11 protein-coding genes and 4 tRNA genes are annotated in these 13,565 nt (G+C 59.1%); 6 read left to right on the forward strand and 9 right to left on the reverse strand.

The window, feature by feature from the left end:
* Positions 1–491 precede the first annotated feature (491 nt).
* Positions 492–725: a DUF2790 domain-containing protein gene (locus tag ACYZT8_RS25385; protein ID WP_461976852.1), complete on the forward strand. Its 234-nt coding sequence runs from the start codon at positions 492–494 to the stop codon at positions 723–725.
* A gap of 8 nt (positions 726–733) precedes the next feature.
* On the opposite strand, the gene ACYZT8_RS25390 is transcribed toward ACYZT8_RS25385, so the two are convergent.
* From ACYZT8_RS25390 to ACYZT8_RS25400, 3 genes are read right to left on the reverse strand one after another with little or no spacing between them, the layout of a single operon-like run.
* Positions 734–2,002 (reverse strand): OprD family porin, encoded by a 1,269-nt coding sequence (locus ACYZT8_RS25390; RefSeq protein ID WP_461976854.1) that lies wholly within the window; start codon positions 2,000–2,002, stop codon positions 734–736.
* Between the two features lie 16 nt (positions 2,003–2,018).
* Complete coding sequence (locus ACYZT8_RS25395) at positions 2,019–3,239, reverse strand: benzoate/H(+) symporter BenE family transporter (RefSeq protein WP_461976856.1); 1,221 nt, start codon at positions 3,237–3,239, stop codon at positions 2,019–2,021.
* On the reverse strand, positions 3,236–4,600 hold the full coding sequence (locus ACYZT8_RS25400; RefSeq protein WP_461976858.1) for an MFS transporter: 1,365 nt from the start codon (positions 4,598–4,600) through the stop codon (positions 3,236–3,238). Before ACYZT8_RS25400 ends, ACYZT8_RS25395 begins: the two co-directional genes overlap by 4 nt.
* Before the next feature lie 251 nt (positions 4,601–4,851).
* On the opposite strand from ACYZT8_RS25400, the gene ACYZT8_RS25405 reads away from it, so the two are divergent.
* From ACYZT8_RS25405 to ACYZT8_RS25425, 5 genes are all read left to right on the forward strand, one after another.
* Complete coding sequence (locus tag ACYZT8_RS25405; protein ID WP_109634930.1) at positions 4,852–5,478, forward strand: DUF1780 domain-containing protein; 627 nt, start codon at positions 4,852–4,854, stop codon at positions 5,476–5,478.
* Entirely contained in the window at positions 5,475–6,002 is a 528-nt protein-coding gene (locus ACYZT8_RS25410) for an MOSC domain-containing protein (RefSeq protein ID WP_461976860.1), read from the forward strand. Before ACYZT8_RS25405 ends, ACYZT8_RS25410 begins: the two co-directional genes overlap by 4 nt.
* A 52-nt stretch (positions 6,003–6,054) precedes the next feature.
* A complete protein-coding gene (locus tag ACYZT8_RS25415; protein ID WP_008028730.1) occupies positions 6,055–6,228 on the forward strand; it encodes a DUF3094 domain-containing protein in 174 nt (57 codons plus the stop codon).
* Between the two features lie 60 nt (positions 6,229–6,288).
* Positions 6,289–7,587 carry an NAD(P)/FAD-dependent oxidoreductase gene (locus ACYZT8_RS25420; protein ID WP_461976862.1) on the forward strand — a complete coding sequence of 433 codons (1,299 nt, stop codon included), beginning with the start codon at positions 6,289–6,291 and terminating at the stop codon, positions 7,585–7,587.
* A 342-nt stretch (positions 7,588–7,929) separates the two neighbouring features.
* Positions 7,930–8,328 carry an HvfA family oxazolone/thioamide-modified RiPP metallophore gene (locus tag ACYZT8_RS25425; protein ID WP_461955764.1) on the forward strand — a complete coding sequence of 133 codons (399 nt, stop codon included), beginning with the start codon at positions 7,930–7,932 and terminating at the stop codon, positions 8,326–8,328.
* A 61-nt stretch (positions 8,329–8,389) separates the two neighbouring features.
* Here ACYZT8_RS25425 and ACYZT8_RS25430 read toward each other — a convergent pair whose 3' ends face one another.
* The 6 genes from ACYZT8_RS25430 to clpB form a co-directional block, all read right to left on the reverse strand.
* Positions 8,390–10,015 (reverse strand): methyl-accepting chemotaxis protein, encoded by a 1,626-nt coding sequence (locus tag ACYZT8_RS25430; RefSeq protein WP_461976864.1) that lies wholly within the window; start codon positions 10,013–10,015, stop codon positions 8,390–8,392.
* A gap of 167 nt (positions 10,016–10,182) precedes the next feature.
* Positions 10,183–10,259: transfer RNA gene (locus ACYZT8_RS25435), tRNA-Pro, on the reverse strand.
* Between the two features lie 96 nt (positions 10,260–10,355).
* A tRNA-Lys gene (locus ACYZT8_RS25440) sits at positions 10,356–10,431 on the reverse strand.
* 5 nt (positions 10,432–10,436) lie between these two features.
* Positions 10,437–10,513: transfer RNA gene (locus tag ACYZT8_RS25445), tRNA-Pro, on the reverse strand.
* Between the two features lie 9 nt (positions 10,514–10,522).
* Positions 10,523–10,598, reverse strand: a tRNA-Asn gene (locus ACYZT8_RS25450).
* Between the two features lie 298 nt (positions 10,599–10,896).
* Positions 10,897–13,461 (reverse strand): ATP-dependent chaperone ClpB, encoded by a 2,565-nt coding sequence (clpB, locus tag ACYZT8_RS25455; RefSeq protein WP_461955766.1) that lies wholly within the window; start codon positions 13,459–13,461, stop codon positions 10,897–10,899.
* Positions 13,462–13,565 lie beyond the last annotated feature (104 nt).

Consider the following 13,565-nt stretch of genomic DNA (forward strand, 5'->3'; position numbering starts at 1 on the left):
ATAATCGTTAACGTCCATCGCTAGCAGGCTAGCTCCCACAGGGGAAATGCATACGAACGAAGAGCCAGGTCGGCCCGAAGGCCGCCTCGCGTTGCTGTGGCGGTAGTCGCACCCTCAAGAGGCTTCGTTCCGGTTCTGCGCAGTGGGCAACCCGGCAAGGATGCCGGGTTAGCCGCCCCCGGCCATGGATGGCCGATGGCGGCGGGCCCACGGAGCAGGACCGGAGCGAGGGCATGCCGAGCCTGGGCGAGGCACCGAACGTCAGGGGCAAAGCGCTTTGGTTACTTTGTGCCGGGCCGCGCAGGCTTTTCGAAAGTGACTCGCTGTAAAAGCGAAACCATAAGTCGCCATTACCGCAGAATCGTCTATACCCCCATCAAACATCAGCGATTGTTACGTTCTACGTAAAGCTGAATCAAATCCCGCCCCCTTTATCACTCACTGCCAAAGACTAAACTTCAAACATCAAAATCAACCCCGAGCCCACAAAAATGAAAACCCTGACCAGCCTGTTTCTGACCCTGATCGCAACCTCCGCCATGGCTGCCAGCAACGAGCCGGCCACCACCCCATCACAGTCGATGGACATCGCCGAAGTGGTTTCAGTCACCGATACCGCCACCGCGTGCGACGTCGTGCCAGCCACCATGGTCTACATCGATCACCAGGGCCAGACGCATCAAGTGACCTATCAAGTCATGGGCAACTGCACGAGCAACCTGTAACTAGCGCCTCATAGCAACGTCCACGTATAGCTGAGGATCAAACGGTTCTCGTCGATATCGCTGCGGTAATTGGAGCGTGCCATAACGTTGCGCACGCGAATCCCCAGGCCTTTGAGGCTGCCGCTCTGCAGCACATAGCCGAGATCGAGATCCCGCTCGCGGTCCTTACCCTCGAAACCTTGGCCGGTATCGACATTGTTGCCGCTGATATAACGCACGGTGCTGGTCAGCCCCGGCACGCCGAGGGCGGCGAAATCGTAGTCGTAACGGGCCTGCCAGGAACGCTCGTCGGTGTAGGCAAACTCGTAGGTTGGCACCTCGTTGCCCAGCGGTGAGATGTTGGCAAAGACTCGCGGGAAGGCGCTGTCGCCGAACATGCCCTGATAGCCGAGATAAAACGTGTGCCCGCCGCGCTTGGCCGACAGCAAGGAGAAGAACGCCTGGTTGTCGATATTGCCCAACAGCTTTTTGCCGTCTTCGCGTGAATCGTAATAGCCAAGATTGGCGCCCAGGGTCCAGTTACCCAACGGCTCGCTGTGCTTGAGGCCGAGGAAGCGCTGGTTGTAGATATCTTCCAGTTGCCCGAACCAGGCGCTGACCGAGCTGCGTTTATCGTTGAAGGCGTAATCGGCGCCGGCAAAGTTAAAGCCATCACTGCTGACCTGTCGCTGCGGCACATGGCCGAGCATGGCTTGCATCTTTTCGTCGCCAGCCTCGTTGCGCAGGCTGGTCGAGTTCAAGTGCCCTACTTGCACCGTCAGGCCATTGATCTCGTTCGAGCTGATGCTTGCGCCTTGATAGCTGGGTGGCAGCAAACGGATATCACTGAAGGCGAGCACGGGCAGGTTGGGTTGCAGTTCGCCCAGCTTCAATTCGGTTTTTGAGAACCGCACCTTCAATGCCCCCTCCAGACGGCTGTAATCATTCGCGGCACGACCGTCATCGTGCACCGGCAGCAATCCTGTATTGACCCGGTCCGGGCTGCTGTCGAGTTTGAGGCCGAGCAGGCCAATGACATCCACACCAAAACCGACGGGGCCCTGGGTATAACCGGATTTGACGTTGAGGATGAAGCCCTGTGCCCACTCTTCGGCCTTCGACTGCTTGTTCGCCCCGACGATGTCGGAAAAGTCCCGGCTGAAGTAATAATTGCGCGCTTGCAAGGTCGCCGTGGTGTCCTCGATGAACCCACCCTCGGCCGCCATCGCGCTGGCGGAGAAACTCGAGACGACAGCCAGGGACAACGCTGATCCGGTTGTTGGAAAAATCTGCTTCATGTTTTTTCTCTTATTTTTATTGATCGACAGGTTGAAGTGCTTCAGCCGCAGCGGATTCGCGGCGGGGAACGGGACGGCGGGCGTTTAACAACAGGTGCGTGACCATGCCGAAAATCAGCCCCCAAAAAGCGGCGGACAAACCCAACAACGACAGGCCCGACGCGGTGGTCAGAAAGGTCACCAACGCGGCTTCGCGATCACTCGGCACGGCCATTGCGCCTGCCAATGCCCCGGCAATCGCAGAGAACAGCGCCAGCCCCGCCAGGGCCGCGATCAGTTCTTTGGGGAATGCCGAAAACAGTGAAACGAGGGTGGCACCGAAAATCCCCAGCACCAGGTAGCACAGCCCGCCCACCACCCCGGCCACATAGCGTCTGCCGGGATTTTCATGGGCCTCGCGCCCGGTACAAATCGCCGCGGTGATGGCCGCCAGATTCAGCCCGTGACAACCGAACGGTGCCAGCAGCGCTGTGCCCAACGCACTGCTGGCGATGATCGGGCCGGCCGGCGTGGCGTAACCACTGGCGCGCAGCACCGTCATGCCGGGCACAAACTGGCCGGTCAGCGCCACCATCACCAGCGGCAAGGCGATGTTCAGCGTCGCGCTCAGGCTGAACACGGGCGTGATCCACACCGGCGTGGCCAAACCGATCACCAATGCTTCGCTGTGCAAATCGCCGGAGAAAAAGGCGATGGAACACCCCACCAGCAGCACCATCACCACCGCATAACGCGGCATCAGCCGTTTGCAAATCAGGTATGTTGCGAACATCGCCAGCACCAGCACCGGTTTGCCCTGCAGCGACACAAACAACCCGGTGCCGAAGCTGAACAGAATCCCCGCCAGCATCGCCGCCGCAATGGCCGCTGGCAGTTTTCCGATGATCCGGTCAAAGGCACCCGACACCCCGACCAGGAAAACAATCAGGCTGCTGACCAGATAGGCGCCCACCGCTTCCGGCATGGAGATCCCCGGCAACAACGCCACCAGCAACGCCGAGCCCGGCGCCGACCACGCAATGATCACCGGCACGCGGTAACGCAGGCTCAGACCGATGCCAAGCACGGCGCTGCCGATCGAAATCGCCCAGACCCAGGACGACAACACCTCCCGCGAGAGATGCGCCGCCTCGGCAGCCTGAAAAATGATCACCAACGGCCCGGCGTAGGAAATTACCGTGGCGATAAATCCGGCCACGGCCGCTGACAGGGAAAAGTCCTGGAATAACCTTTTCATGAAGCCTCGCCGACAGCCCCGTCAGGCGATCCGTGCAAGCCCGGTAACGTCCGTTTGACACTGCGTCGACTGCTGATGGCGAACACGGTCATGGCAATCGCGGCCACTGCACCGGGCAAGGCAAAAGCCATGAAGTTCAGTTGCAGCGGCAAGCTGATCCCAAGCAACGCACCGCCCAGCAGCGGGCCGACGATGGCACCGTTGCGCCCGATACCCGAGGCCCAGCCCAGACCGGTGGAGCGAATGGTCATGGAGTAGAACTGCGCGGCGCAGGCGTACAACAGAATCTGCGAGCCAATCGTTGTGGCGCCCGCAATGGCGATCAGCAGATACAACAGCGGCATCGGGCTGTTGAAACCCAGCAAGGTGATCGACACGGCCGCCACGGCGAAGAACACCGCCAACACCCGCGGCAGATTGAGTTTGTCCCCCAGCACACCGCCGCCGACCGCGCCGAAAATGGCACCGAAGTTCAGCACCAGCAGGAACGACAGACTCGAACCCAGGCTGTAACCGGCATTGGCCATCAGTTTTGGCAGCCAGGAACTCAAGGCGTAGACCATCAGCAGGCAGCAGAAGAACGCCAGCCACAGCATCAGCGTGCGCAGCGCACGACCCTCGCGGAACAATTGCAGGACCGGGGTGCCGGTGCCCTTCACTTCGCTCATGTGCAACAGATCGCTGGCGTGGGCGACGTAAGCCGGATCAATCCGTTTCAGAATGTGGCGCGCCTCTTCATTGCGCCCCTGACGCAGCATGAAACCCACCGACTCGGGCAGGAAGTACATGATCAGCGGCAACAACAGCAACGGCAGCACCGCTACGTAAAACACCGATTGCCGGCCAAAACTGGGGATCAGCACGATACCGAGACCCGCCGAGAGCATGCCGCCCACCGAGTAGCCGCTGAACATGATCGCCACCAGCGTGCTGCGAATTTTCTTCGGCGCGTACTCGTTCATCAGCGCCACGACGTTGGGCATCACCCCGCCGATGCCCAGGCCAGCGATGAACCGGCACAGGCCAAACTCGGTGGGGTTACGGGCAAAACCATTGAGCACGGTGAAACCGCTGAACAGAATCACGCAGATCGTGATGGCTTTTTTGCGGCCGATCTTGTCTGACAGCGGCCCGAAGAACAGCGCGCCAAACATCATTCCGAACAGTGCGTAACTGCCCAGTGCGCCCGCTTGCAGGGGACTGAGCCCCCACTCTTTCATCAGCATCGGCAGCACCACGCCGTAGATCACCAAATCGTAACCGTCGAAGATGATGATCAGGGCACACCAGAACAGCACCATCCAGTGAAAGCGATTGAATCGTGCGTTGTCGATAACCTCATGTACGTCGATCTTGCGCATGGCATTTATCTCTTGTTGTTGTTTTTTTAGAACGTCGGTAACGCGGCGAACGTCCGTACAGCCGAGGGTAAAGGCGCCAGGCACGGGGCAATATCCGCTTTGCGCAGATCGCTATCCGTTTTGTGCGTTGCCCTGAACCGGGCGAGGGATGAGAATTGGCGCGGTGATAACGCGCCGCAGATCCGGCAGATCTGACGCTCTCCGATAAACTGACTTCTTTGCGATCGCATTTGAACGCTAAGCTTGGGCCTATGGATGACTCAGATTATTTACGCCTGCTGACCATTGCGGCCGAGCAAGCCAACGCGTTCCTGTCCAATGCCCGCAAATGGGAGCGTGAGCGTTGGGTCTGCCAGCGCCTGCTGCAAGGCCTGAACATTCCCTATCGCGCCGACGAGTTCGCCCCCGCCGGGGAGCCGCCGGACGTGCTGTTCCGTGACGCCAGTTTCGAGGTGTTCTTCGTCCTCGACGAAGGCCGGCGCCTCAACGATGAATGGCGCGATGAGCTGCAACGCCGGCGCAGCGCGTTTTCCCTGAGCCAGCTGGTGCGCCGCGAGGCCAAGCCCCGGCGCATTCCGGCCAATGAGTTTCTGCTGAGACTCGCGCCGACCTTGCGTAAAAAAGCGCACAACTACAAAGAACGCGGCATGGACCTGGGGGAACTGGACATCATCGCGTTCGCCAGCCTCAAGCGTGAAGTGCTGGACCTCAACAGCCATTTCCCGCCGCCGACCGAGTACTTGCGTCAGGGCTGGCGTTCGCTGTCGCTGGTCGGCCCGACGTTCGCCCGGGTGCTGTTCGCTCATCCGGACGCGCCGGATTTCTTGCGCAACAACCTCGGGCGCAGCATCGTCTTCGACGTCGGGATCAGCCTGTGAGTCCGTTGCAGGAATTAATCGCCGAAGTTCCGCAAACGGGCCGCGTGCGCTGGATCGGCGTGCGTCCGGAACCTCACGTGCCGATGATCGAACTTGACGCCGTGGAGGCGCGACTTGAAGCCGGCCTGACCGGCGATCGAGCCCGTCCCGGTATCCGTAATGCGCGCCAGGTGACGTTGATTCAGTGGGAACATCTGGCGGTGATCAGTTCACTGATGGGCCGTGCGGACGATAAGCCGGTATTGCCTAATGATTTGCGGCGCAACCTCGTTATCAGCGGTATCAACCTGTTCAGCCTCAAGGGTCGTCGCTTCCGCATCGGCCAGGCGATTTTCGAAACAACCGGCTGGTGCCAGCCTTGCGCACGTCTACAGAACAACCTCGGCCACGGGACGTTTCAGGCCGTTCGCGGACATGGCGGAATCACGGCCCGGGTGTTACAAGGTGGAATCATTCGCCTGGACGATACGGTGAGCGTCGAGCCTGTTCCAGCCAGCGGCTATGCTCCGTTCAACGTTCGTTAAATCAGCCTGTAGCTTCTACACATTCAGCAACGTCTACCTGACGAGGCCCAATATGACCAGCCGCCTGAACCCCGACGACCAGAAGCATGTCGAAGAGTACCTGCACCTGTCCCAGCACCGAGTCGAGCGCCGGCCTTTCCGGCCGTGGATGCTCCTGGTGGTGGTGTTGGCAGTGACCATTGGTTTAGGCCTGTTGAGCCGCTTTATCAGTTACCTGACGCTATGAGCAGCATTGCGCTCGCGAGGGTAATTGCACCGATTTCTTTTAGCCTTGCGAGATATCCCCATGACTCATCGTATTGTCATCGTTGGCGGCGGCGCCGGCGGTCTGGAGTTGGCTACCCGTCTGGGTAAGACTCTGGGCAAACGTGGCACGGCCAGTGTGATGCTGGTCGACGCGAACCTGACCCACATCTGGAAGCCGTTGTTGCACGAAGTGGCGGCCGGGTCGCTGAACTCTTCCGAAGACGAACTCAACTATGTTGCCCAGGCGAAATGGAACCACTTCGAGTTCCAGCTGGGGCGCATGAGCGGGCTCGATCGCACGCAGAAGAAAATCCAGCTGGCGGCCACCTACGACGAAGCCGGCCTGGAACTGGTCCCGGCGCGTGAAGTGGCTTACGACTCGCTGGTGATTGCCGTCGGCAGCACCACCAACGATTTCGGCACTCAAGGCGCGGCGCAGCATTGCCTGTTCCTCGACACGCGCAAGCAGGCTGAGCGTTTCCATCAGCAACTGCTCAATCACTACCTGCGCGCCCATGCCGGACAGACCGACAAGGTCGAGCAGATCAGCGTCGCCATCGTCGGCGCGGGTGCCACCGGGGTTGAGCTGGCCGCTGAGCTGCACAATGCCGCGCACGAGCTGGCGGCCTATGGTCTGGACCGGATCAAACCGGAAAACATGCACATCACCCTGATCGAAGCCGGACCACGGGTGCTGCCAGCCCTGCCGGAACGCATCGGCGGGCCTGTGCATAAAACCCTGGAGAAACTCGGGGTCAATGTGATGACCAATGCCGCGGTCAGCGAAGTGACCGCCGACAGCTTGATCACTGCCGACGGCAAAGTGATCAACGCGAGCCTGAAAGTCTGGGCCGCCGGCATTCGTGCACCGGGTTTCCTCAAGGACATCGATGGCCTGGAAACCAACCGCATCAACCAGCTGCAAGTGCTGCCGACCCTGCAAACCACCCGCGACGAAAACATCTTCGCCTTCGGTGACTGCGCGGCCTGCCCGCAACCGGGCACCGATCGCAACGTACCGCCCCGCGCCCAGGCCGCGCATCAGCAGGCTTCGTTGCTGGCCAAATCGCTGAAATTGCGGATCGAAGGCAAGACGCTACCGGAGTACAAGTACACCGACTACGGCTCGCTGATCTCGCTGTCGCGTTTTTCGGCTGTGGGTAACTTGATGGGCAACCTGACCGGCAGCGTGATGCTTGAGGGCTGGCTGGCGCGGATGTTTTACGTGTCGCTGTACCGCATGCACCAGATGGCGCTGTATGGCGCGTTTCGCACGGCGATGCTGATGCTGGGCAGCAAGATCGGGCGCGGGACTGAGCCGCGGCTCAAGCTGCATTAAGATCTTCAACGTCCATTAGGGCCTCTTCGCGGGCAAGCCGCGCTCCCACAGGTTATGTGTCGACCATGAAGTCTGAGTCCGGCACATAACCTGTGGGAGCGTGGCTTGCCCGCGATGCAGGCGCCCCGGTCTAACCTGCGGACACTTGTGTGTCTCACTGTATCCCCCCCCGCGAATTCCCCCCTTCGCTTACAAACTCCCCCCTTGCGCGACACAGTAGCGATACACCCCGCCCTTTAAATGGACACATCCGAGCAAGGCAACTCGCCCGCTACGGTTATCGCCGCACTCACGTGGCGTCCTTTATCGAACGGTTGTGTCGTGCAACCCAGGAGTATTGAAATGTCCCGTACTACCAAAAACACTATTGGTCTGCTCGGCGCTGTTCTGGCGGGTGGCATGATGTTGTCCGGTTCCGTATTCGCTGCGCAGCCTCTGACTCAGGGCTACCTGCTGGCGTCGGCTGAACAGGTGGTGAAAACCCCTGAAGGCAAATGTGGCGAAGGCAAGTGTGGCGATGCGTCGATGGCGAAGACCGACACGGATGGCGATGGCAAAGTTTCGCGCGCCGAATTCCTGAAAGTCGCGCCGAAGTCCAATTTCGACAAGATCGACACTAACCATGACGGCTTCATCGACGAGCAAGAAGCATTCGATAACGTGAAAGCCAACTACGAAGCCAACGGCAAGAAAATGCCAAAAGGTCTGTTCGAACACTTGAAAGACCAAGACGGCGCCTAAGCTTCCAAGCGTCAAACCGCGCTTTCCCATTGGGAAGCGCGGTTTTTTTCGTCTGGAGGATTTAAACCTGGAAGCGCTGCACCATGGTTCGCAACGAATTGGCCAGCTGTGAAAGCTCCTGGCTGGAGGCGCTGGTCTGATCCGCGCCAGCAGCGGAGCGCACCGACAAATCGCGGATGTTCACCAGGTTGCGATCGACTTCCCGCGCCACTTGCGCCTGCTCTTCAGCGGCACTGGCGATGACCAGGTTACGTTCGTGAATCTGGTGAACCGACTCAGTGATGGTCTGCAACGCCTCGCCCGCACGCTCGGCCAGGGCCAGCGTGCTGGCCGCACGGGTCGAACTAGCTTGCATGGAGTCCAGCGCCTGGGTTGAGCCGCTGCGCATGCCCTGCACCATTTGCTCGATTTCCTGGGTCGATTGCTGCGTGCGATAGGCCAGCGCACGCACTTCGTCCGCCACCACCGCAAAACCTCGACCGCTTTCCCCGGCCCGCGCCGCTTCGATGGCCGCGTTGAGCGCCAGCAGATTGGTCTGCTCGGCAATCGCCCGAATCACATCCAGCACCTTGCCGATGTCCTGCGACTGGTTGGCCAACGACTGCACCAGCCCGCCGGTAATCTGCACATCGCTGGCGAGTGCGCCGATGGCGGTGACCGTTTCGCTGACGCGCGCCTGGCCAACGTGTGCGGACTCACTGGACTGGCGCGTGGCGTCGGAGGTCGACACCGCGTTGCGCGCAACCTCCTCCACGGCGGTGGTCATTTCAGTGACGGCGGTGGCAGCTTGTTCAATCTCGTTGTTCTGTTGTTGCAGGTTTTGCGTGCTGTCGAGGGTGACGGCGTTCAATTCATCCGCTGCCGTGGCCAATTGCGCCGCCGAACCGCTGATGCCTTGCAGGGTTTCCCGCAGGTTCTGCTGCATGGTCGCGAGTGCTTTGAGCAAGCGGCTCACTTCGTCGTTGCCATGGGTTTCAATCGGGCGAGTCAGATCGCCTCGGGCTACGTTTTCTGCGGCGTGCAACGCTTCGCCCAGCGGTTTGACGATGCTGCGCGTGAGCAGCATCGCGAGGCCAACGGTGGCCAGCGCTGCCAATGCGATGAACAGGCTGACGATCATTCGCGACGTTTCGTAATGCGCTTCGGATTTCTGGCTTTCGGCGGCGACCTGTTTGGCGAAAAGGTCCGCCAGTTCATTGAGCTGTTTACCGGAGCCATCGACCACGGTTTTCATGTCTATCAGCAGCAGCTTGGTCAGTTCGTCACGGCGTCCCTGTTCAGCCAGGGAGAACGATTGGGCAATGCCGGCACGATACGCCGCGAAGGTGGTTTTGAACTGGTCATACAACGCCTTGCCTTCGACGGTGTTGACCAACTGGTCGTAGGCCGCAATCTTCTCGCTCAGTTCTTTGTCGCGGGTATCCATCTGGCCGCGATACACAGGAATGTTCTTCGGGTCCTGATCCAGGGCCATGCGCAGGGAAATGGTGCGGATGCGCAGCATGATCTCCCGGATCTCGTCACCGCCGCGGATACTCGGCAGCCATTGTTTCTCCACGGCCACCTCGCTGTCGCGAATGCTCGACATCTGCCCCAGTGCAAAAATCCCGAGCAAGGCAACCAACACGGCAATCAGGGCAAACCCCAAGGCGGCCCGAGGAGCAATATTCAACTGACGAAGTAACATAACGAACGCCCTATTCTTGTAGTGGCTTGGAAAAGGGGCGTTGTTTCGGCAGTACCCCGTCGCCTCGCTATCGGCAAGTTGTACGATGACTGAAGTGTTGGTTCTCGAAAACAAAAAATCGAAGACAAAAAAAATCCCCGTATCTTTCGATACGAGGATTTTTAATATGGTCGGGGTAAGGGGATTCGAACTCCTGACATCCTGCTCCCAAAGCAGGCGCGCTACCGGACTGCGCTATACCCCGGTAAAAAAAAGGCGACCTTCACAAGTCGCCTTCTTCGATCAGTGCTTTTGGCCTCTGATCTTAAGATCTGATCCCAGCGTTAACTGGTTTCAAAAATGGTGGGTCGTGTGGGATTCGAACCTACGACCAATTGGTTAAAAGCCAACTGCTCTACCAACTGAGCTAACGACCCAAAAATGGTCGGGGTAAGGGGATTCGAACTCCTGACATCCTGCTCCCAAAGCAGGCGCGCTACCGGACTGCGCTATACCCCGGTTTGAAATTGGCTCCGTGACCAGGACTCGAACCTGGGACCCAATGATTAACAGTCATTTGCTCTACCGACTGAGCTATCACGGAACTACATATTTCAATTTACAACTGTGAAGCTTGCTTCACCTCTTCGACCCGTTCGCATCGCTGCGTTCGTGTGTCTGAGGCGCGCTATTCTACAATCTTAAGCACCTCTGTCAACCCCTTAAATTGCATTCAAGTTAATGATTTGCAACTTATTTCAGATTCCTGCTTGGGGAGCAGAAACCCTTCCGGGTGACTTACTGCGGGGCGCACTTTACAAGCCTTTTCCTTTCAGTTCAACAACCTGACGAAAAAAAGGCCTCGCGATGCGAGGCCTTGTTTATTTCACTGCCGTTGCGGGTCAGGCAAATACGATTTCGTCGTTTTCCACCGTACCGACAGCCGTATCGCCGGGCATGAAACGGCCGGACAGAATCAGCTGCGCCAGCGGGTTCTCGATCCAGCGCTGGATCGCTCGTTTGAGCGGTCGCGCGCCGTAGACAGGGTCGTAACCCACCGCGATCAGCTTGTCCATGGCCTCTGGACTCAGCTCCAGTTTCAGCTCGCGCTCAGTCAGACGACTGCGCAGACGACCCAATTGGATCTCGGTAATGCCCGCGATCTGATCCCGTGCCAATGGCTCGAAGATCACCACTTCGTCGACCCGGTTGATGAACTCCGGCCGGAAGTGCGTGGAAATCGCATCCATCACCGCCGCACGCTGCGCCTCGCGATCACCGACCAGTTCCTGGATCTGCACCGAACCCAGGTTGGACGTCATAACGATCACGGTGTTCTTGAAATCCACCGTGCGGCCATGGCTGTCGGTGAGGCGGCCATCTTCCAGCACCTGCAGCAAGATGTTGAACACATCCGGGTGGGCCTTCTCGACCTCGTCCAGGAGGATCACCGAATAAGGCTTGCGACGCACCGCCTCGGTCAGGTAACCGCCCTCTTCATAGCCCACGTAGCCCGGTGGCGCGCCAATCAGTCGGGCCACGGAATGTTTCTCCATGAACTCGGACATGTCGATCCGCACCATCGCCTCTTCGGTATCAAAGAGGAACTCGGCCAGCGCCTTGCACAGCTCGGTTTTACCGACACCGGTCGGGCCGAGGAACATGAACGAACCGCTCGGGCGATTCGGGTCGGACAAACCGGCTCGCGAACGGCGCACCGCGTTGGAAACCGCGATCACCGCTTCGTCCTGACCGATCACGCGCTGGTGCAGCAGGCTTTCCATCTTCATCAGCTTGTCGCGCTCGCCTTCGAGCATTTTCGACACCGGAATGCCGGTCCACTTCGAGACGACTTCGGCGATTTCTTCCTCAGTCACCTTGCTACGCAGTAACTGGTTCTCGCTTTTGCCGTGCTGGTCGACCATTTGCAGGCTGCGCTCCAGGTCCGGGATAACCCCGTACTGCAACTCGGCCATGCGGTTCAGGTCGCCTTTACGGCGCGCGGCTTCCAGTTCCTGGCGGGACTGTTCGATTTTCTGCTGGATCTGCGCAGAACCCTGGACTTCGGCTTTTTCCGAGTTCCAGATTTCTTCGAGGTCCGAATACTCACGCTCAAGACGAACGATTTCTTCCTGGAGTTTTTCCAGGCGCTTGATCGCCGCTTCGTCGCTCTCTTTCTTCAGCGCCTGGGACTCCACCTTCAGCTGAATCAAACGGCGCTCCAGACGATCCAGTACTTCCGGCTTGGAGTCGATCTCCATGCGGATGCGGCTGGCCGCTTCGTCGATCAGGTCGATGGCCTTGTCCGGCAGCTGACGGTCCGTAATGTAGCGATGGCTGAGCTTGGCCGCGGCGATGATCGCTCCGTCGGTGATCGCCACTTTGTGGTGAACCTCGTAACGCTCTTTGAGGCCACGCAGAATCGCGATGGTGTCTTCTTCGCTCGGCTCGTCCACCAGGACTTTCTGGAAGCGCCGTTCGAGGGCCGCATCCTTCTCTATATATTGGCGGTACTCATTGAGCGTGGTCGCGCCGACGCAATGCAGTTCACCACGAGCCAACGCTGGTTTTAGCATATTGCCCGCATCCATCGAGCCTTCGCCTTTACCGGCGCCGACCATGGTGTGCAGTTCGTCGATGAACAGAATGATCTGCCCTTCCTGTTTCGACAGTTCGTTGAGCAAGGATTTGAGGCGTTCTTCGAACTCGCCGCGGTACTTGGCGCCGGCAATCAGCGACCCCATGTCCAGGGACAACAAGCGCTTGCCCTTGAGACCGTCCGGCACTTCACCGTTGATGATGCGTTGGGCCAGGCCTTCGGCAATGGCGGTTTTACCCACGCCTGGCTCGCCGATCAGCACCGGGTTGTTCTTGGTGCGGCGTTGCAGCACCTGAATGGTCCGGCGAATTTCGTCGTCACGGCCAATCACCGGGTCGAGCTTGCCTTCTTCGGCACGCTTGGTCAGGTCGACGGTGTATTTATCCAGCGCCTGACGCGACTCTTCGTGGTTGGCGTCGTTGACCGCCTCACCGCCGCGCAGGTTGTTGATCGCATTTTCCAGGGCTTTTTTGCTGACGCCCTGGCCGAGCAGCAACTTGCCGAGTTTGCTGTTCTCGTCCATCGCGGCGAGCAGCACCAATTCGCTGGAGATGAACTGATCGCCCTTCTGCTGGGCCAGGCGATCGGCCTGATTGAGCAAGCGCGCCAAGTCCTGCGACATGTTCACGTCGCCGGTCGGGTTCTGGATTTTCGGTAGCTGGTCGAGCTCTTTGGTCAGCTCTTTACGCAAGCTGTTGACGTCGAAACCGACCTGCATCAGCAGGGGTTTGATCGAACCACCCTGCTGTTCAAGCATGGCCTGCATCAAGTGCGCCGGCTCGATACCGGGGTGGTCAAGGCCGACGGCCAGAGATTGGGCGTCGGATAGAGCTAACTGCAATTTGCTGGTTAAACGATCTATACGCATGGGTCACCTTCCTTTTGAGCAGGCCGGACCTATAAAACATCCTGAATGAAGAAACCTGCCAGATACCGTTATAGATGCGGTCGATTCTGGGAGTTTCAAGCGTC

The sequence above is a fragment of the Pseudomonas sp. LB3P93 genome, from assembly GCF_054898025.1.

Bases quoted from the DNA above. Each gene is read 5' to 3' on its own strand.
- ACYZT8_RS25385 (WP_461976852.1), top strand. From the start codon at position 492: ATGAAAACCCTGACCAGCCTGTTTCTGACCCTGATCGCAACCTCCGCC.
- ACYZT8_RS25390 (WP_461976854.1), bottom strand. From the start codon at position 2,002: ATGAAGCAGATTTTTCCAACAACCGGATCAGCGTTGTCCCTGGCTGTC.
- ACYZT8_RS25395 (WP_461976856.1), bottom strand. From the start codon at position 3,239: ATGAAAAGGTTATTCCAGGACTTTTCCCTGTCAGCGGCCGTGGCCGGA.
- ACYZT8_RS25400 (WP_461976858.1), bottom strand. From the start codon at position 4,600: ATGCGCAAGATCGACGTACATGAGGTTATCGACAACGCACGATTCAAT.
- ACYZT8_RS25405 (WP_109634930.1), top strand. From the start codon at position 4,852: ATGGATGACTCAGATTATTTACGCCTGCTGACCATTGCGGCCGAGCAA.
- ACYZT8_RS25415 (WP_008028730.1), top strand. From the start codon at position 6,055: ATGACCAGCCGCCTGAACCCCGACGACCAGAAGCATGTCGAAGAGTAC.
- ACYZT8_RS25420 (WP_461976862.1), top strand. From the start codon at position 6,289: ATGACTCATCGTATTGTCATCGTTGGCGGCGGCGCCGGCGGTCTGGAG.
- ACYZT8_RS25425 (WP_461955764.1), top strand. From the start codon at position 7,930: ATGTCCCGTACTACCAAAAACACTATTGGTCTGCTCGGCGCTGTTCTG.
- ACYZT8_RS25430 (WP_461976864.1), bottom strand. From the start codon at position 10,015: ATGTTACTTCGTCAGTTGAATATTGCTCCTCGGGCCGCCTTGGGGTTT.
- clpB (WP_461955766.1), bottom strand. From the start codon at position 13,461: ATGCGTATAGATCGTTTAACCAGCAAATTGCAGTTAGCTCTATCCGAC.